At 41.2% G+C, this 18,336-nt stretch carries 17 protein-coding genes; 11 read left to right on the forward strand and 6 right to left on the reverse strand.

Annotated features, from left to right (window positions below):
* The first annotated feature begins 293 nt into the window (after positions 1–293).
* The 10 genes from NMS_RS04410 to NMS_RS04455 all read left to right on the forward strand — a co-directional run bounded on the left by NMS_RS04410 (position 294) and on the right by NMS_RS04455 (position 12,808).
* The gene (locus NMS_RS04410; protein WP_041495606.1) at positions 294–1,157 is read left to right on the forward strand and encodes a DUF58 domain-containing protein; all 864 of its coding nucleotides are present in this window, start codon (positions 294–296) and stop codon (positions 1,155–1,157) included.
* On the forward strand, positions 1,154–2,794 hold the full coding sequence (locus NMS_RS04415) for a hypothetical protein (RefSeq protein ID WP_041495607.1): 1,641 nt from the start codon (positions 1,154–1,156) through the stop codon (positions 2,792–2,794). Before NMS_RS04410 ends, NMS_RS04415 begins: the two co-directional genes overlap by 4 nt.
* Positions 2,791–3,804, forward strand: coding sequence for a VWA domain-containing protein (locus NMS_RS04420; RefSeq protein WP_041495608.1), 1,014 nt, complete (start codon positions 2,791–2,793; stop codon positions 3,802–3,804). The genes NMS_RS04415 and NMS_RS04420 overlap by 4 nt, the downstream gene beginning before the upstream one ends.
* A 147-nt stretch (positions 3,805–3,951) precedes the next feature.
* Positions 3,952–4,845 carry a TIR domain-containing protein gene (locus NMS_RS13410; protein WP_148311330.1) on the forward strand — a complete coding sequence of 298 codons (894 nt, stop codon included), beginning with the start codon at positions 3,952–3,954 and terminating at the stop codon, positions 4,843–4,845.
* A 4-nt stretch (positions 4,846–4,849) separates the two neighbouring features.
* Complete coding sequence (locus tag NMS_RS04430; RefSeq protein WP_041495610.1) at positions 4,850–5,878, forward strand: vWA domain-containing protein; 1,029 nt, start codon at positions 4,850–4,852, stop codon at positions 5,876–5,878.
* Entirely contained in the window at positions 5,871–6,707 is an 837-nt protein-coding gene (locus NMS_RS04435; protein ID WP_041495611.1) for a tetratricopeptide repeat protein, read from the forward strand. Before NMS_RS04430 ends, NMS_RS04435 begins: the two co-directional genes overlap by 8 nt.
* A 1-nt stretch (position 6,708) precedes the next feature.
* Positions 6,709–8,454 carry a BatD family protein gene (locus tag NMS_RS04440; protein ID WP_041495612.1) on the forward strand — a complete coding sequence of 582 codons (1,746 nt, stop codon included), beginning with the start codon at positions 6,709–6,711 and terminating at the stop codon, positions 8,452–8,454.
* A gap of 5 nt (positions 8,455–8,459) precedes the next feature.
* Complete coding sequence (locus tag NMS_RS04445) at positions 8,460–9,218, forward strand: tetratricopeptide repeat protein (protein WP_070097866.1); 759 nt, start codon at positions 8,460–8,462, stop codon at positions 9,216–9,218.
* A gap of 85 nt (positions 9,219–9,303) precedes the next feature.
* A complete protein-coding gene (locus NMS_RS04450; protein WP_041495615.1) occupies positions 9,304–10,896 on the forward strand; it encodes a SulP family inorganic anion transporter in 1,593 nt (530 codons plus the stop codon).
* A 49-nt stretch (positions 10,897–10,945) separates the two neighbouring features.
* Complete coding sequence (locus NMS_RS04455; protein WP_041495616.1) at positions 10,946–12,808, forward strand: SulP family inorganic anion transporter; 1,863 nt, start codon at positions 10,946–10,948, stop codon at positions 12,806–12,808.
* A gap of 4 nt (positions 12,809–12,812) precedes the next feature.
* On the opposite strand, the gene NMS_RS04460 is transcribed toward NMS_RS04455, so the two are convergent.
* The 3 genes from NMS_RS04460 to hemA all read right to left on the reverse strand — a co-directional run bounded on the left by NMS_RS04460 (position 12,813) and on the right by hemA (position 15,703).
* The gene (locus NMS_RS04460) at positions 12,813–13,373 is read right to left on the reverse strand and encodes a CvpA family protein (protein ID WP_041495617.1); all 561 of its coding nucleotides are present in this window, start codon (positions 13,371–13,373) and stop codon (positions 12,813–12,815) included.
* A 127-nt stretch (positions 13,374–13,500) separates the two neighbouring features.
* Positions 13,501–14,445 (reverse strand): hydroxymethylbilane synthase, encoded by a 945-nt coding sequence (gene hemC, locus NMS_RS04465; RefSeq protein WP_041495618.1) that lies wholly within the window; start codon positions 14,443–14,445, stop codon positions 13,501–13,503.
* The gene (gene hemA, locus NMS_RS04470) at positions 14,438–15,703 is read right to left on the reverse strand and encodes a glutamyl-tRNA reductase (protein ID WP_041495619.1); all 1,266 of its coding nucleotides are present in this window, start codon (positions 15,701–15,703) and stop codon (positions 14,438–14,440) included. Before hemA ends, hemC begins: the two co-directional genes overlap by 8 nt.
* A 190-nt stretch (positions 15,704–15,893) precedes the next feature.
* On the opposite strand from hemA, the gene NMS_RS04475 reads away from it, so the two are divergent.
* Positions 15,894–16,769 (forward strand): helix-turn-helix domain-containing protein, encoded by an 876-nt coding sequence (locus tag NMS_RS04475; RefSeq protein WP_041495620.1) that lies wholly within the window; start codon positions 15,894–15,896, stop codon positions 16,767–16,769.
* On the opposite strand, the gene NMS_RS04480 is transcribed toward NMS_RS04475, so the two are convergent.
* Genes NMS_RS04480 through NMS_RS04490 form a run of 3 tightly spaced genes read right to left on the reverse strand, consistent with a single transcriptional unit; the run spans position 16,770 to position 18,277 of the window.
* The gene (locus tag NMS_RS04480) at positions 16,770–17,429 is read right to left on the reverse strand and encodes an ATP-binding cassette domain-containing protein (RefSeq protein ID WP_052476717.1); all 660 of its coding nucleotides are present in this window, start codon (positions 17,427–17,429) and stop codon (positions 16,770–16,772) included.
* Complete coding sequence (locus NMS_RS04485; protein ID WP_148311331.1) at positions 17,422–17,709, reverse strand: hypothetical protein; 288 nt, start codon at positions 17,707–17,709, stop codon at positions 17,422–17,424. The genes NMS_RS04480 and NMS_RS04485 overlap by 8 nt, the downstream gene beginning before the upstream one ends.
* Positions 17,710–17,728: 19 nt before the next feature.
* Positions 17,729–18,277 carry a hypothetical protein gene (locus tag NMS_RS04490; RefSeq protein WP_041495622.1) on the reverse strand — a complete coding sequence of 183 codons (549 nt, stop codon included), beginning with the start codon at positions 18,275–18,277 and terminating at the stop codon, positions 17,729–17,731.
* Positions 18,278–18,336 lie beyond the last annotated feature (59 nt).

An 18,336-nucleotide genomic window follows, 5' to 3' on the forward strand; every position in this document is an offset into this window, starting at 1 on the left:
CCAATGAGCTTATAGCCAGTTTCGAGCGACAGTCGAGAAATGGTTTTTTCAAAAGCTAAAAATTAAATTGAAAATCTCAATAAACATTACGTAAAACAACAACCGATTCCGCAATAAATGCGGAATGACAAACAAGAAAGATTAGGACAAATTGAAAAACAGATTCCGCATCACTTCGACAAACTCAGCGCGGCGCAAGTGCGGGATAGTAAAATCTGCGAAGTGAAGCAAGCAGCAAAGAGTCTTAATACTTTGTACTAAATACTAACTACTGCGAGAGTAACGAGCAAAACATGGACACAAAAGAACTCCTTAAAAAAGTACGCAAGATCGAGATCAAGACTCGGCGGTTGAGCGATGCCGTTTTTGGAGGGGAATACCACAGTGCTTTCAAGGGGCGTGGGATGACCTTTAGCGAGGTGCGACAGTATCAGTATGGTGATGATGTGCGCAATATTGATTGGAATGTGACTGCTAGATATTCAGAGCCTTTTATCAAGGTGTTTGAAGAAGAGCGAGAACTGACCTTAATGCTGGTAGCAGATGTGAGCGGTTCCACATTGTTCGGTACACAGGAACAAATGAAACGGGAGATCATTACTGAAATAAGTGCCACACTTGCGTTTAGTGCTTTGCAAAATAATGACAAGGTTGGACTGCTATTATTCTCTGACCAAGTGGAATTATTCGTTCCTCCTAAAAAAGGAAAGTTTCACATTTTGAGAATCATCCGGGAGCTTTTGGAATTTGAGCCTCAACATAAAACCACAGACATGGCTGCGGCTATGGAATACCTAGGCGGCGTGCTTAAGAAGAAAGCCATTGTTTTTGTGATGTCTGACTTTATGAGCGCCAACTATCAAAAGGCCTTACAAATTGTAGGACGCAAACATGATGTGACTGGAATACGAGTGTATGATCACCGGGAGGAAGAACTACCAGCGATGGGGTTAGTTCCTTTTGTAGATCAAGAAACCGGTAAGCAGCGCATTATCAATACCAGCTCGCGGTCCGTACGAACTAAATATGCAGCGCATTTTAAAGAAAATGCCGCTTACTTCAAAACCGCCTTTACTAAAGCTGATGCGGGTGCGATTGATTTAGAAACAAGAGATAATTACACAACAAAATTATTAGGATACTTTAAAAGACGATGATCAGACAACTGTCCTACATTTTAATTTTTCTAGCTGGTATGCCTGCCATAGCGCAAACGGCGAGCCGCGTTGCGACTAAGATTGATCGAGATTCCATCATGATGGGCGAGGAAATCAAACTCCAGCTTACCGTGGAAGCCACGGCGGAGGATTTGGTGGTATTTCCAGTCCAGCAAGCTATGGGAGCCTTAGAGGTTATAGAGTTCTATCCGGTTGACACCATCAGGGAGAACGACAAGATGCGTTTGTTCAAGCAATACGGTATCACACAGTTTGATAGCGGTGATTACTACATCCCACGCTTAAAAGTTCTATTTAATAACAAAGAGCTGTTTTCAGACAGTTTGCTCGTCAAAGTACGGGAAGTACAAACCGATACTACCGTCCAGGGAATGTATGACATCAAACCCGTCATTGAGAACGAGTACCAAAAGCCCTTCAATTGGATGGGGCTGCTATGGTTATTGCTTTGGATTCCATTGGGAGTATTGTTTTGGTGGCTTTCGCGAAAGCGAACTTTCAAAACCTATGAGCAAACACTGCCACCCTATGAGTGGACAAAATATCGTTTGAACAAGTTGGCTGAAAGTGGACTTGCCGAAGATCGTGCTTGGAAAGCGTATTATACTGAACTCACCTACATTGTACGTCGCTATATTGATACAAAAGTGTACGGTCAAGCGCTAGAAAGCACTACAGATCAGCTGATTCAAAATATAGAAACCGAAACTGCCGCAAAAGGCGTTTCCATTACAGATAAAACTAAAGAACGCCTACAATCCCTGCTTCAAAAAGCAGATCTGATCAAATTTGCAGGAGTTATGGGTGATGGAATTTCTGCTAAAGAAGACCGTCAAACCGCGACAGATATTATTTACAACATTCATCAAGTACTGCCGCCGCCTAGTGAGGAGGAGCTGTTGCTGGACGTTAAATACCGTAAGTCGCAAGAGCGCAAGCGCAAAATCAAAAAGATCTTGATTTATATCGCTGGTGCCATTATCGGGCTAGCCATTGCGATAGGTGCATGGGTTGCGGTGGTAGGCTGGGACAATGTAAAGGATCAACTTTTTGGGAATCAGTTGCGCGAGTATTATGAAGGCACGCAATACACCAGTAGTTATGGAGTTCCTGAAGTTACCTTGACTACCCCAGAGATTCTAGAGCGCCGTCTAGACTTACCATTAAGCGAGGAGTTTATGAAAGCTGTTTCTAGTGTGGATGCCTTTGTGTTGAACAGCATTGATGAAGACTTATTTGTAACGGTTACTACCTTCCAGGCGAAAGGAGAAGGATTGAAAGAAGACGAGCAATTGCCTAAAGAGGTGTTTACTGAACCTGTGTATCAAAGTTTTGAAAAGCAAGGCGCCACTAATATTTTAATGCTGGATGAACCTGCAGAGCGTAATGGCTTGAAGGGATTAAAGCTGGAAGGAAGTTTTGATTACGACGGTAACAATTTTGAATATATAGGCTATATGTTTGTCAATGGCGCTAGTGTTCAGCAAGTAATTGTAGCGCACAAAAAAGATGAGACTGAAGATGTCGATAAGCAATACGGTAGATTGATCAGCGAGCAGATCATTGCTTCTATGCAATTCACTAAGCCACAACCACCTAAAGACGATGCCGAATGATACAGTGGTGGAACAGAATGGAGTTTGTAGATCCAGAATTTTTCTGGCTGCTCTTGCTATTGCCGCTTATTGTCGCCTATTATATTTGGCAAGGCAAAAAGCAAAATGCGGATGTTTGCATTTCTACCTTAAAAGGATTTGAGGGGTCGGATTCACTTTTAGCGCGTTTGCGTCCGCTCTTATTAGTATTGCGTTTGCTCGCCCTTGCTTTTATCATTGTAGGTTTGGCTCGACCTCAATCTACAGACGTCAACACAAAAACCAGCACCACAGAAGGTATCGACATTGTTCTTGCCGTGGATGTAAGTGCGAGCATGCTGGCTCAAGATTTCAAACCAGACCGGCTTGAGGCAACTAAACGTGTGGCACTGGATTTTATAGAAGGAAGACCCAGCGACCGTATAGGAGTCGTGGTTTATGCAGCAGAAAGCTATACCAAAACTCCCATTACCACAGATCAAAGCATCACCTTAAGAGCCGTGGAAGGCATTGAATACAGTAGCGTGTTAGAAAATGGTACTGCCATTGGTATGGGACTTGCCACCTCCGTCAACAGATTAAAAGAAAGCAACTCTGAAAGTAAAGTCATCATTTTAATGACCGATGGGGTGAATAACGCTGGTTTCATTGACCCTAAAATTGCTTCAGAATTGGCAGTAGAATTTGGTATTAAAGTATATACGATAGGAATAGGAACTAACGGCAATGCACCATCACCAGTGGCGCAGCGCGGTGACGGCAGTTTCCGTTTTGCGATGGCTCCAGTAGAGATCGATGAAGCCCTGATGAAACAAATCGCTGCCGACACTGGTGGGAAATATTACCGAGCAACGAATAATAGCAAGCTGAAAGAAATCTATGAAGAGATTGACCAGCTAGAAACGACCGAGATTGAAGAGTTTAAGTTTTATAATGTACAAGAAGGATTTCGAGTGCTAGTGTTGATTGCGTTAGGGCTTTTAGGATTGGAGATGTTGTTGCGGTATACGTTGTTTAGGACAGCGGCTTGATGGAGAAACAAGAGGCGAGAGTCAAGAATCAAGTGGAAAGAAAAAAATGAAGGAAGTTATAATGTCAGTTCGAGCGGCAGTCGAGAACAGTTCATTAAGAAGGAATGTTTTTATAGTATAAATTACAAAAGAGAGAATAGTTCAAATATGAATCCATCCACTAAGCCAAAAAAATTCTGTTTTGTATTAATGCCATTTACAGATGACTTTGATGATATCTATAAGTTTGGTATTAAAGAAAGTTGTGCAGAAGTCGGAGCTTATTGTGAGAGAGTTGACGAACAACTTTTTACTGAATCAATATTGGAAAGAGTTTACAATCAAATTTCCAAAGCTGATTTCATCATTGCCGACATGACTAATAGAAACCCTAATGTTTTCTATGAAGTAGGTTACGCACATGCCCTTGGAAAGAGAACAATACTTCTAACACAAAATGTTGAAGACATACCATTTGATTTAAAACATTATCCTCATATAATTTATCAGAATAAGATTTCAAAATTAAAAGAGGACTTAATTCCTAGATTGAAATGGTTCGTAGAAAATTCAGAAAAAGAAGATCTGTCTCAAAATGTTGACATTGAAATTTTTATAGGAGAAAAAAGTTTAGCTAATAAAGGTACAGTTGTAACTTTTAACGAAAAGAGCATTCCAAAATTGGAATTTACAATATACAACAAGTCTTTCAAGTTATTTAATCCTGGTGATTATCGGTTAGGAATAATTACTGATCAGAATTATAAAAGATTGAGAACACATAATCCCAGCTTAAGTGGTATCAAAACTACTAGATTACCAGATGGGAGAAACTTACATATGTGTAGGATTATGGACGATATCTTATACCCTAATTCATATACCAGTTTGGTAGCTTATTTGGAACCAAAAACGATAAGCGAAAACACTGATAATGAATCAGTAAGAACTTTCAGATATAGAGAAGAACAAGAAATTATCGTGAGAGTATTCACACCTACCGGAACTAGAGATTTTTTTCTCAATGTTAGTCCTTTACATGATGATCAAAAATTGAACTAATTAAATGATACTAGAAGAAAAAATATATTTCTGGCTGCTGCTTGCGATTCCTGTGATCGTAGTGCTGTTCTTGGGGCTTTCGTTCTGGAGGTTTCGTGCGCAGCGCAAGTTTGCGACAGTGGAAATGTTGAAGCATTTGATTCCAGATCGCTCCTGGTTCAAGCCTATTTTGAAATTGGTAACCATTTGTGTGGCAATTGTTTTTATCGTGATCGCTCTAGTGAACCCTAAAGCTGGAACTAAGCTAGAAACCGTAGATCGGGAAGGTGTCGACATCGTTTTTGCAGTCGATATATCAAAGTCTATGCTGGCGGAGGATATTGCTCCCAACCGTTTGCAAAAGTCCCAACAGCTGGTGACCCAAATCATCAACAATCTGGCAAGCGATCGCATCGGGTTGATTGCTTATGCCGGTAGTGCAGTCCCACAATTGCCCATCACAACCGATTATGGTAGTGCCAAAATGTTCCTTCAAGCGCTTAATACAGATCTGGTTTCCAGTCAAGGAACCGCCATTGCCGAGGCCATCCAACTGGCCGAAAGCTATTACAGCGACGACAGTCAAGCCTCAAAAGTATTGGTCATCATCAGCGATGGGGAAGACCATGAAGGCGAGGCCATCAGCATGGCTGAGGATGCGGCAGATGAAGGCGTGCGCATCATCACCATAGGCGTGGGAACTGAAAAAGGAGGCACCATTCCAGTAAAACGCAATGGCATCACCCAATCCTTCAAAAAAGACAATGAAGGCAATACGGTCATTACAAAACTGAATACCGAGACACTTAAAGAAATTGCAGATGCGGGAAATGGCGTTTACATAGATGGTACGATTACTGCAAATGCTATAGAGGAACTGCAAGACGACCTCTCCGGGATCGATAAAGTCGCTTTTGAATCCCAACAGTATGCTGATTTTGCCTCGCAGTTTCAATGGTTTTTGGGTATTGGGCTATTTTTCTTGGTATTGGAACTGTTCTATACTAATCGTAAAACGGGCTGGATTAAAAAATTAAACTTGTTTAATGAATAATAGAGTGCAACATATTTTAGTGATGGTCATGGTTTGTGGAGTTTTCGCTTTCGCGAAAGCGCAATCCCCACAGCCCGACAACAAAGCCTATGAATCTGCTATGGCTCAAGGATTGGACTATGCTGCAGACAGCAACTTCCCAAAAGCGGAAGCCGCTTATCGTAAGGCAAAAGCGGTGAATCCGCAGTCTGTAGAAGCACCATACAATCTTGGGAATTTATATTACGAGAATAAAAAAGGCTACAATGCGATAGAAAACTATACCGCAGCCGCTACAAAAAGCACCTCCAAGGCAGAGAAACACAAAGCGTTCCATAATCTAGGCAACACTTTTATGGAAGCTAAGCAGTTTTCGCAAGCGGTAGAAGCTTATAAAAACGCCCTGCGCAACGACCCTACAGACGATGAAACTCGTTACAACCTAGCACTTGCCAAGCAAGAAAAAGAAAAGCAAGGCGGTGGCGGCGGTGGCGATGATAAGCCTGATAAAGGAGACAATAAAGACGAGAATAAGAATAAAGATGGTGATCAAGACGAGAAGTCGGGTGGCGATAATAAAGGGGAGAACGAGAAAGAAGGCAAGGATAAAGAAGGCGATAAGGGCGATGACAAGAACGATCCTAAAGGAGAAAACCAAGAAGGAAAAGATGGAGACGGCAAACCTAATGAGCAAAAAGATCAACAACAAAAAAGGGTAGAAGGACAAATGACACCGCAACAAATACGTCAAATTCTGGAAGCCATGAACAATGAGGAGCAGAAGATTCAAGATAAAATCAATGCTCAAAAAGTAAAAGGACGTAAAAAAACAACTGAAAAAGACTGGTAACATGAAGTGGATAGGAGTATTCTTCTTATGCATTACAGCTGCAATAGCACAGGCACAGGTTTCCTTTACTGCCAGCGCTACTCGCGATGGTATCGCTTTGAACGAGCGCTTGCGGGTGGAGTTCAAGATGGATGTGGATGGTGATAACTTCTTACCGCCTAATTTCAATGGTTTTCAAGTGGTAAGCGGCCCAGTAACCAGTGTACAGCAACGTTATGTGAATGGTGTAGGCAGCTTTGCAAAATCCTATACCTATATACTGGCTCCACAAAGTACGGGCTCTAAAACCATAGGCCAGGCTACCATGAATTATAAAGGTCAAGAATATCGAACTTCACCTTTCAGTGTTCAAATTACTAAGGCGATTGAGGAGCCCAGAGAAACTGCAGGTGATGAGCCCGTGCGAGAGATCGCTGACCAAAATATCCACCTGGTCGCTGAAGTTTCTAATGCATCTCCTTACTTAAATGAAGCGATTCGTGTCACTTACAAACTCTACGTTTCTAACAACGCAGGGATCAATGGCTGGACAGAGACTAACAGTCCTAAGTATGCTGACTTTTGGTCGGAAAACATAGATAACCGCGATCAACAAGTACGAGTAGGAACTTATCAAGGCAAGCAATACCGATATCTGGTGCTACGTGAAGCTATTTTATACCCGCAAAAGACCGGTAAATTAACGATCGAGCCTCTAGAACTAGATGTAAATGTTCAAGTACCTTCTGGAAGGACAGACTTTTTTGGCAGGAGTTTTATGACTACGGAAAAATTGCGAGTCACCGCAGGCGGTAGAGCTATCAATGTAAAGGACTTACCGCAAGAAGGACGACCAGCGAGCTTTACGGGTGCGGTAGGCCAATTTGATTTTGCTGTAAACTTGACTAAACCGCAATTAGAAGCAGGTGAAAGCCTTACGGCAAGTGTAGTTGCTAAGGGAACTGGAAACCTTCAATTGATGCAGTTACCTAAACTGGAAGTTCCCAATCGGTTGGAAACCTATGAGCCAGAACGTGTGGACAATACCAATACCACCTACAACGGCATACGCGGTAGTATTCAGGATAATTATACGATTGTGCCGCAATATGGCGGTACGTACACCTTGCCATCTGTAGAGTTCAGTTACTTTGATCCTGCAGCTAGAACTTATAAAACCATCACTAGCGGCGAGTCGCAAATTGAGGTTACCGGCGACGCGTTTATGCCACAAACCAGTGGGACAAACGTGCTGGAGGCAGACGAGACTTTTGCGTTTATCAAAACAACAACAGATTTAGAGTCGGCTGATGCTGATCGATTCTTTGACACTCTGCTGTATTGGTGCACTCTGGGAGGTTTATTCCTGCTGATTCCTATCTTCCTTTTAGTGAGAAAACGACAGGAAGTGGTAGCATCTGATGTTCAAGGTAGAAAAATCAAAACAGCCAATAAGCTGAGTAAGAAGTACCTGAGCGAGGCGCGCAAAAACATGGGTAATTCTGATACGTTCTATGAAAGTCTGGAACGTGCATTGCACAATTTCTTAAAATCAAAACTGCGCATTACAACGTCAGAAATGTCAAAACAACGTGTCGATGAACTCTTGCAGCAACGTTACGTGCAGCAACAAGTACGTCTAGAATTTCTAGGATTGCTAGCCACTGCAGAGCGTGCTAGATACGCTCCGTCCACAGCTACAGACATGCAACAAGATTATGAAAAGGCCAGCCGTGTCATCAATCAACTGGATAAACAATTAAACTAACGACCATGAAACTCTGGATATGTACTGCCTTCTTTTCAATGGTTGCGTTTGCTATAGCGCAGAATGACGCTGGGTATTCCGCTTTCGCGAAAGCGAATACTGCTTACACAAACGGCGATTATCAAGAAGCTATTAATTCTTACAACAGTATTTTGCAATCCGGCCTACAAAGTGCTGAGGTGTATTTTAACCTAGGGAATGCGTATTACAAGCAAAATGAAGTAGGACCAGCCATTTTCAATTATGAAAAGGCACTGCAGCTGGATCCTGGGAATAAAGAGGTTAAAAATAATTTGAGATTTGCACAACAGTTGCGGATAGATGCCATACAACCACTAGCTGAAAACCCTATAGAAAAGTTCTTAAAAGATACCGCAACATCTACAACAGTAGATAACTGGGCATACATAAGTATTATACTGGCGCTTATTGCGGTTTTAATGTTTTTGCTATATCATTATGCAAAGACTACGGGAAAAAAGAGATTGTTCTTTACACTATCACTAATTCTGTTCTTACTAGTGGTGCTGTCAATTGTTGCGGCATCCTATGCTCATAATTTGAATAATAGCAGTAATCAAGCTATTGTCTTTAGTCAAGAAACAGTTACTCGAGCAGAACCTAAGTCCAATGCAGACCCTAGTTTTGCGGTTCATGAAGGCACAAAGGTGTCCATTCTAGAAGAGTATCAAAACTGGGCTCACATTCAGTTAGCAAACGGATCTGAAGCCTGGATGCCACTTGCTGATTTGAAAAAACTTTAATCATTTTCTTACCATATTTATTAAACTTAAACTACTTTTAAGGTAAACGTTAATAGTAATACTATTACTATCTAAAATTGACTTTATGTTTAAGCATTTGAATAAGGACATTCCTGCAAGTATTGTAGTATTCTTTGTAGCACTCCCATTATGTCTCGGTATTGCGGTTGCGAGTGATGCACCACCATTTGCCGGGCTTATTGCTGGAATCATCGGAGGAATTGTTGTGGGTGCAATAAGTGGATCTCAAGTAGGTGTAAGTGGACCTGCTGCTGGACTTGCTGCTATAGTTTTAGCTGCCATAGCTTCTCTAGGTTATGAGAAGTTCTTAGTAGCTGTTGTTTTAGGTGGTGTGATCCAACTGGTATTTGGAATTGCTCGCGCTGGAGTCATAGGATATTATTTTCCCTCCAGTGTTATTAAAGGCATGCTTACAGGTATCGGGATCATCATTATTTTGAAACAAATCCCTCACTTTTTTGGGGTGGATAAAGATCCTGAAGGCGATTTTAGATACTTTCAAGTAGATGGTGAAAACACGTTTTCTGAGATATTTAATATAGCAGATAGCATAGGTTGGGGTAGTACAATAATCGCATTTATAGGTTTGGCCATATTGATTCTATGGTCTAATGTACTTTCTAAAAAGGGTAAACTATTTACACTCATACAAGGGCCGTTGGTGGCTGTGGTAGCTGGAATCATTTTTTATGCGATTACAGTGGGAACAGAATTGGAAATTTTGGGCTCTCATTTAGTCAGTGTTCCAGTGCCAGAAGGCTTTGAGTCGTTTATTGGACAATTCACTTTCCCTGACTTTAGTGCCATTTATGCGCCAGAGGTTTGGATTACTGCCTTCACCATCGCTTTGGTAGCTAGCTTAGAAACCTTATTATGTGTAGAGGCGACGGATAAGCTAGACCCAGAAAAACGAATCACCCCTACTAATAGAGAGTTATATGCTCAAGGTACTGGTAATATTCTTTCGGGACTTATAGGGGGAATTCCTATCACTCAAGTGATTGTTAGAAGTAGTGCTAATATCCAGTCAGGAGGAAAAACAAAAATGAGCGCCATCATTCATGGGTTTTTGTTGCTTATTTCGGTGCTACTGATTCCTGTAGTTTTGAATATGATTCCATTGTCTGTTCTTGCTGCGGTACTTTTTGTAGTAGGGTATAAGCTAGCTAAACCATCCACGTTTAAAGCCATGTGGAATGCAGGATTGAAACAGTTTGTTCCATTCATTGTAACGGTTATCGTTATTGTATTTAAAGATCTACTGTGGGGAATAGGGATCGGTTTGGTCTTAGGTATCATCATCACTTTATACCAGAGTTACCGTAACAGTCACTTCTTGCATAAAGAAGATCCAGATGATGGAGGTCCTAGAGTAAAAATGACCCTTGCCGAAGAAGTTACTTTCTTCAATAAAGCTGCTATCAAACGAGAGCTGGACGAGCTTCCAGAGGGAACACAATTAGAACTAGACGTGACCAAGACTACCTTCATGGATTTTGACATTATAGAGATCTTAGATGAGTTTAAAATCAAGGCTAAAAGCCGGAATATAAATATCACTCTGATTTCGCAACGCGGGACTGAAAAGAATCCAGACAGTTACATGTCCTTTTTTCAACAAGAGAAAATATACCCACGGAAGAAAAGCGTATCTTAAATAATAGATCATAGCTCTTGGAGCTACTTTAACTTATAAAATCGATACTATGGCCGCATTTTTTAAGCATTTAAAAGGAGATTTATTCGGAGGTTTAACAGCTGGAATTGTGGCGCTGCCGTTAGCGCTAGCTTTTGGGGTGCAGTCTGGTATGGGAGCCGTTGCTGGTTTGTATGGAGCCATTTTTATTGGGTTTTTTGCCTCTCTTTTTGGAGGGACTAACACTCAGATTTCTGGACCTACTGCCCCAATGACAGCGGTGAGCATGGTGGTTATAGCAGGGATCGTTCAGCTCAATGAAGGCTCGTTAGAAAATGCTTTACCGGCAATTCTTGCTGTCTTTCTAATGGCGGGCTTGTTCCAAATAAGTTTAGGAGCCTTTCAACTAGGGAAGTATATTAAATACATTCCTTATCCAGTAGTTTCTGGTTTTATGACGGGTATAGGTGTCATTATTCTTATTACTCAAATTCTACCAGCAATCGGTTACGTTCCTGCAAATGATCCTGAATTTGTCAAAACTTTTGAAATCCAAGCACAGGAAGTGATCCTGAAGAATATTTTGAGTGAGGAGGCAGATAATGAAGTGTTGGTATTGGAAAATTTTGAGCAAACTTTTCAACGTGGACAAGAAATTACTCAAGAACAAATAGAAGCAGAGGCTAAAACCTTAGCCAAAAGCTACAGCAGTGGAGTAGTGGGGACTATCAAGACATTACCGCAGGCGATTAACAATATAAACATCACAGAATTATTGCTAGCGCTAGCTACCATACTCATCATCTTTGGATTCAAGAGAATTACGACAGCCATTCCGTCTACACTTGTCGCCTTAGTTGCCGTTACGCTTGTGGTGTTTTTTGTAGACATTGATGCTCGTAAATTAGGTGAGATCCCGACTGGATTTCCAATGCCTAATTTTGAGATCATCACAGGATTTAGCTTTGGACAAATTTCTCCTTATATCTTCACGGCTTTGACTCTGGCGCTGTTAGGATCTATTGACTCTTTATTGACAAGTATTGTTGCAGATAACATGACTAAGACTAGGCATAACCCGAATAAAGAATTGGTTGGTCAGGGAATAGGTAATAGTGTAGCGTCTCTTTTTGGTGGAATTCCGGGAGCTGGTGCGACCATTCGTACTGTTGTCAACATCAACTCAGGTGGAAAGACTAGGTTGTCTGGAATGATAGCCGCAGTGTTACTACTAGTTGTCGTAGTAGCTTTAGGAAGTTATGCCAGTGAGATCCCTAGCGCTGTACTTGCTGGAATACTGATAACTGTAGGTATTGGAGTAATGGACTACAAAGGATTGAAAGCTTTACGATCCATCCCAAAAAGTGATGTGCTCATCATGTTTACGGTATTGATACTCACGGTAACTTGGGATTTAGTGTATGCAGTAGGGATAGGCTTAGTGATCGCGAGTTTGATTTTCATGAAAAAAATGGGCGATGTAAACACTGAGAAATCTGGAATCCGCAATCTAGAAGATTTAAATGATGAGGACCACGCTGACTACTCAAGAATACCGAAAAAATTGAGAGAAGAGGTTTATATCAAGGAATTGAATGGGCCACTATTTTTTGGGTATACTAGCGAATTCCAAAGCATGTCTAGTGATATCCCACCCCAAGCGACTCATGCGGTCATCCGCATGGAAAAGGTTCCTTTTATGGATCAATCTGGATTGTTTGCTTTTGAAGATGTATTTCAATCCTTAATCGCTCAAGGAGTAACACCACTGATTGTGGGATTACAAGAACAACCACGTTATCGCATGGAGGCGATTGATATAGTTCCTGATTTGGTGTCTGAAGGACAACTGTTCGATACCTACAGTGACTGTTTGCAATGGATAGTTGCAAACGTTGAAGATGTTGTGGGACCTGACGGGAAGCCGGTTTAGAGACTTAGTTTATTGTATTATCCGTACCCTTCTCTAATTGTATTTCTTCCTCTTCACCACGTATGTGGCGGTCTAGATTATCTGCCTCTTCTAATATTTTAGGAAGCAGGTAAGGTGCCACAGGTTCCACAAATGGATAGAGCAAACTATTTTCTCTAGTCTCGGATTTTACAATTTCAATCTCACCAGCAGCAGAATTCAGGAACATCAAAAGGACACTGGCAATAAAAGCAAGCTTGAGAAGTCCAAAAACGCCACCAGCAATTTTATTCAAGAAGCTTAATTGAACGGTTTTAACCAGTTTAGTAACCAGTCTTCCCGCATAAGTGATGACTAGAATTATGATTAAAAACGTAATAACAAAACTCGCAATGGTAATGGTAGAATCTTCCCATTCTGTATGGGACATGAGCCAGTCACCTGCATAATTGGAAAAGTGAATCGATCCATAAATTGCGGCCACGAGCGCCACGAGAGAGGTCAATTCTACAAAAAAACCATTCAAAAACCCTTTCCAGAACCCTATCAACAGCAGGATCAATAATGCAATGTCTAACCAATTCATAGTGCTAATATATCACTATGGTTTTGAAACGTACATAATAGATTGGAGGAGAAAATATAATCGATAATAAATAGTTGCCTCGTTTCAAGAGTTATAACAAAATGGGAGGACAAAAATTTTGAAAGGACTATTTCAAACTTTCTTTAATGCTAGCCATAAGCTTCAACCCATCGTTGTCTAATATGTGTTCCGCTTTCGCGAAAGCGAACTCCTCTAACGCTTTCCATTCTAGGCTTTCACAGACACCAGTAGTCTGTATGCGCTGTTTGCCATCAAGTGATAACAGGCACCCTTGAAAATGCAAACGTCCTTGACGTATGCTGGCGTGAGCACCTATGGGAGCCGTACAGCCGCCTTCTAAGCGTCGCAGGAATAATCGTTCTACATCTACACACTTTTGTGTGCTTAAATGATTGAGCTGGCTTACAGCATCCACCACGGTGGTATTCTGCTCCATGGCTGCGATCATCATGGCGCCTTGTGCTGGTGCAGGTACAAAACTGTCCAGATGTGAATACTCAAGACCGTAAGAACCTCGTAGATTTTTGAGAATATTAATGCGTTCCAGTCCTGCTTTGGCAAAAATAGCCGCATTCCAATCCTCATTATTTTGAAGCTTTGCGAGTCTCGTGTTCACGTTGCCTCGCAAGTCCACCACATTGTGTAATGGATACATATTCAGCCACTGCGATTTGCGGCGTAAACTACCAGTCGCAATGGTCATTTGATCGTCTGGATTGAAACTGGATTTATAAACCAGTATATCCCGATGGTCTGCTCGTTCCATCACGGCTGCCTGGATCATACCTTTTGGCAACTGGGTAGGAACATCCTTTAAACTGTGGACGGCAATATCAATCTCATCTTTCACCAGTGCCACGTCCAGTGTTTTAGTGAAAATACCAGTGATTCCCATTTCATACAACGGCTCGTCTAGATTCAGGTCGCCTTGAGATTTGACGGGTACGAGTAAGGTTTGATGGCCTAAGGCTTCTAGCGCATTTTGAACCGTGCGTGCTTGCCACATAGCCAGTTCACTGTCCCGGGTTCCAATGCGTATTTGTTTAGTCATGTAGTATGGAATACTGGCTTTCTAGTTTGAAGATCTTGTTGAGCAGTTCAATGGCTTCTTGAGTATTCTCGTCTTCATCCCGCAAATGGTTTGCAAAATGACCTGCAATCTTTTGAATGATGCGGTCTGCAATCACATCTGCTTGTTCTTGATTGAAGTTATCGATTTTGGTACGGTTGCTTTTGATTTCAGCTTCCTTGAGAGCGGCAAGCTTAGATTTTAAAGCAAACATGGTAGGCGCAAACTTGCGAGATTCCTGCCATAAACCGAATTCAGAAATGATAGACTCAATAATTTGTTCTGCTTGTGGTACGAACTGTTCCCGGTTTTGCAAAGCCTTATCTGTCATTCTAGACAATTCATCCAGGTGAATGAGTTTTACGTTATCCAATTCGCTCACATCCAGATCTACGTTACGCGGTATGGAAAGATCCAGAATAAGTAAAGGCCTATTAGTTACGATCAAGTTCTTAGAAACCGTTGGGTTTTGAGCACCTGTTGCGACGATCATGATATCCGTACTAGCGATCTCCTCCTCTAATTCTGCATAATCTTTAACGACCAGGTCAAATTTACCAGCGATACGTTCCGCACGATTTTTTGTACGATTGATAAGCGTGATTTGTTTGTTCTGGGTGTGCTTAATGAGGTTTTCACAGGTGTTACGACCTATCTTTCCAGTACCGAAAAGCAAAATGCGCTTTTCATTGCCACGCTCTACTTCATTCAAAATATATTGAACACTCGCAAAGGATACTGATGTAGCGCCACTACTCAATTGAGTTTCTGTCTTAATGCGCTTACTGGCCTGGATCACGGCATTGATCAATCGCTCCATGTAAGGATTGAGCATCCCTATTTTCTTAGATCTTTTAAAGGCGATTTTCAATTGTCCTATGATCTCAAAGTCACCCAAAATCTGACTGTCCAGTCCAGTTCCCACTTGGAACAAATGACGGTTAGCTGCATCATCTTCATGAACGTAACCTACTTGCTCAAATTCTTCAACAGTACCGTGGGAATGCTCACATATCAAGCGAATCAAGTGATTAGCACTAGGCGCACAACCATAAAGCTCTGTACGATTACAGGTAGAAATGGCGGCAAGTGATGGGATTCCAGATTCTTTGGCTTGTTGAATCAGGTTTTGAATGGCGGTCTCGCTCAATGCAAATAAACCACGCATTTCGGCATCTGCTTTTTTATAGCTGATCCCGATGCTGTAGAATGTTGTCAAGTTGCTTGAAGCTTTCGCCATGAATTGCATTTGCAATAAGTCGCAAAATTAGCTGGTGCATTTCGTTAAAAATAACGCTAGAGGTTTCATTTTCGTCGCAATGTGCTACATTTATACTAATAAAAGATAACCTCTAGTAAAATAGGGTGTTGTGAAGGAGTTCGCTTTCGCGAAAGCGAACTATTTATAATGATTAAAAATAAGAAAGGATATGTTAAATACCGCTACAAGTGCTGTAGAAGTAACGCACATAGAAGAGGGATTTCAAGTGGTACGCATTAAGAACGAAACTGCTGAAAAAGAGCAGTTTGAGCATGCAGTAGACCATAGTTTTATACAATTTCATTTCTGTCTTAAAGGCAGTGTGCAGTTGGCTTTTAACGAGGGGAGCTATCAGTTGCCCTTACAAGAGCAAAATTCTTATTTGTTGTACAACCCTACACGTGATTTACCGGTGAACCTCAATGTAGCACCCAACAGTTGGGTTGTCGTGGTGCTGGTTTCTATCAAAAAATTCCATTCTTTGTTCTCCCCAGACGCAGATCATGTGAGCTTTTTAAGTACGGAGAATCGGGATAAAAAATACTATGTAGACGGGAAAGTATCACCGTCTATGGCGGTTGCTTTGCATCAATTGATGAATTATAACTTGAACGATGCCATCAAGCGACTTTATTTTAAGGGTAAAGCCTATGAATTATTGTCACTGTATTTTAATACTAAAGATGATCCAGATGTGGAGGCCTGTCCTTTCTTAGTAGACGAGAAAAATATGGCTAAAATAAAAATGGCCAAAGACATTATCATCGAACGCATGACAGACCCACCATCTCTTGCAGATCTTGCTACTGAAATCGCATTACCACTCAAAAAGCTGAAAGAAGGTTTTAAAGAGGTGTATGGAGATACCGTTTACGGGTTCTTGTTAGAACATAAACTCGAATACGCTCGCCAATTATTAGATAGCGGCCAACATAATGTAAACGAGGTGGGTTTGAAAGTAGGTTACAGTACCGGCAGCCACTTTATCAGCGCCTTCAAGAAAAAGTATGGTACGACGCCTAAAAAATACATCACGCAGAATTAATCAGACATTGCTGTAGGCCGCATGAACAGCTTCAGCAGCTATTGCTTTTAGTTTGCCATGGCGCAACATCCAGTTGTGATGACTTAGTTGTAGCACATTATCAAAATAATGATCTGAAATGAGAATTCCTTTGTGTTTCCCTTTTTCTAGAATCAACTCTTGAGTTCTTTGTAATTGTAAGGGTGCCAGTCCAGAAAAGGGCTCATCGAGTAATAGCAATCGTTGAGGCAAGTAGAAAACCAAAAGAAACTCAAGAAAACGTCGTTCTCCCATAGAAAGCACCCCTACTTTTTTGTGATGCATGGGGTGTATCATGGGTTCATATAGAATATTGTCCTGATCCTCAGGGTCAGGAAACCAATACTGCACAACGTCAGTCACATTAAGACCTTTCATTAAAAACGGATCTTGGGGTAAATAGCTGATAAGCTGATTTTCTGGCTGAAGGATATTTTGTGGAAGTCCATTCAAATAAGCGTTGAAGCGTGCTTTTTTGATGCTTCCAAACAGACTTTGCATTAACGAGGATTTTCCTGCGCCATTTCTACCCAGCAATCCGTAGATTTTACCAGTTTCCAACTCTAGATCAATGCCGTTCAAAATCGTGAGATTGCCATAGGCCAATTGTAAATCGCTGATATGTAGGTTCAACTTATCCATTGATCCACCAATTCATAAGAAACATGGGAATAGAGACGATCCAGATAAATAAGGTAGCAAATAGGTAAAGTTCTCGTTTCTTAATCCCAACATTTAGGAAGACGAAACGCTCTTGTTTGTAGAAATAGTGATATACCAGAATTCCTACTGGAACTCCTATACTAGCAAAAGTTATAATGGTAATTTCTGGGCGGCCGCTAGCTAATGTTGGGAACGAAATTGCAGCAGAGAAAAACGCAACTCGCATCGCAAACCATAATTTGAGTCCTGAATATCTCACTCGTTAAAAATAGACAAAACTACTTTTGCAGTTTCGTCAATAATTCTTGGTAGGTAAGGGTGTTTTCTGGATGCTCTCTTAAATAACGGTAGACTTTGTCCTTAACAGTTTCTGAGGCTCCTAGTTCATTGAAAAGTTGAACGTCCTTAGACCAGGTTGTAATATTTGCTTGTCGTTCTGCAAGCTGCTGGCTTATTTGCGTAAGGCTCTTGAGTTTTTGGAAATTCTCAGTTTCTTTCATGCGCTTGATGTTGGTAATCAAATCGCCATATGTCAAAAACTCTAATCGTTTTTCCTTGGTCATTTTCTTGAGCAAAGAGGACAACGCATCAATAGTTCCAAAAAACCGAACGTCATAATCATCGATGCCACACGCTTTCAATTTTTCCATCTCTAACGCCACTACACGGTCGCTCTGCAGGGATCCGTCTGAAAGGAACGTCATTTTTTGTTTAGCTAGTGCTGCACAATCTTCATTATCAACGATGCTCATCGATACTCGGTTTTGAGCGTTCACGCTTATCAACGAGGTTATTAGGAATCCAAAAATTAAAATTAAAAATTTCATAAGGGTGTAAAGATAAGTACTGGATAATTTCAATAAGGGTGCCAATTTTAAACGACGAG

Source organism: Nonlabens marinus S1-08 (assembly GCF_000831385.1).
Taxonomy (GTDB): domain Bacteria; phylum Bacteroidota; class Bacteroidia; order Flavobacteriales; family Flavobacteriaceae; genus Nonlabens; species Nonlabens marinus.

Coding starts and splice junctions, on each gene's coding strand:
- NMS_RS04410 (WP_041495606.1), top strand. CDS start 294: ATGGACACAAAAGAACTCCTTAAAAAAGTACGCAAGATCGAGATCAAG.
- NMS_RS04415 (WP_041495607.1), top strand. CDS start 1,154: ATGATCAGACAACTGTCCTACATTTTAATTTTTCTAGCTGGTATGCCT.
- NMS_RS04420 (WP_041495608.1), top strand. CDS start 2,791: ATGATACAGTGGTGGAACAGAATGGAGTTTGTAGATCCAGAATTTTTC.
- NMS_RS13410 (WP_148311330.1), top strand. CDS start 3,952: ATGAATCCATCCACTAAGCCAAAAAAATTCTGTTTTGTATTAATGCCA.
- NMS_RS04430 (WP_041495610.1), top strand. CDS start 4,850: ATGATACTAGAAGAAAAAATATATTTCTGGCTGCTGCTTGCGATTCCT.
- NMS_RS04435 (WP_041495611.1), top strand. CDS start 5,871: ATGAATAATAGAGTGCAACATATTTTAGTGATGGTCATGGTTTGTGGA.
- NMS_RS04440 (WP_041495612.1), top strand. CDS start 6,709: ATGAAGTGGATAGGAGTATTCTTCTTATGCATTACAGCTGCAATAGCA.
- NMS_RS04445 (WP_070097866.1), top strand. CDS start 8,460: ATGAAACTCTGGATATGTACTGCCTTCTTTTCAATGGTTGCGTTTGCT.
- NMS_RS04450 (WP_041495615.1), top strand. CDS start 9,304: ATGTTTAAGCATTTGAATAAGGACATTCCTGCAAGTATTGTAGTATTC.
- NMS_RS04455 (WP_041495616.1), top strand. CDS start 10,946: ATGGCCGCATTTTTTAAGCATTTAAAAGGAGATTTATTCGGAGGTTTA.
- NMS_RS04460 (WP_041495617.1), bottom strand. CDS start 13,373: ATGAATTGGTTAGACATTGCATTATTGATCCTGCTGTTGATAGGGTTC.
- hemC (WP_041495618.1), bottom strand. CDS start 14,445: ATGACTAAACAAATACGCATTGGAACCCGGGACAGTGAACTGGCTATG.
- hemA (WP_041495619.1), bottom strand. CDS start 15,703: ATGGCGAAAGCTTCAAGCAACTTGACAACATTCTACAGCATCGGGATC.
- NMS_RS04475 (WP_041495620.1), top strand. CDS start 15,894: ATGTTAAATACCGCTACAAGTGCTGTAGAAGTAACGCACATAGAAGAG.
- NMS_RS04480 (WP_052476717.1), bottom strand. CDS start 17,429: ATGGATAAGTTGAACCTACATATCAGCGATTTACAATTGGCCTATGGC.
- NMS_RS04490 (WP_041495622.1), bottom strand. CDS start 18,277: ATGAAATTTTTAATTTTAATTTTTGGATTCCTAATAACCTCGTTGATA.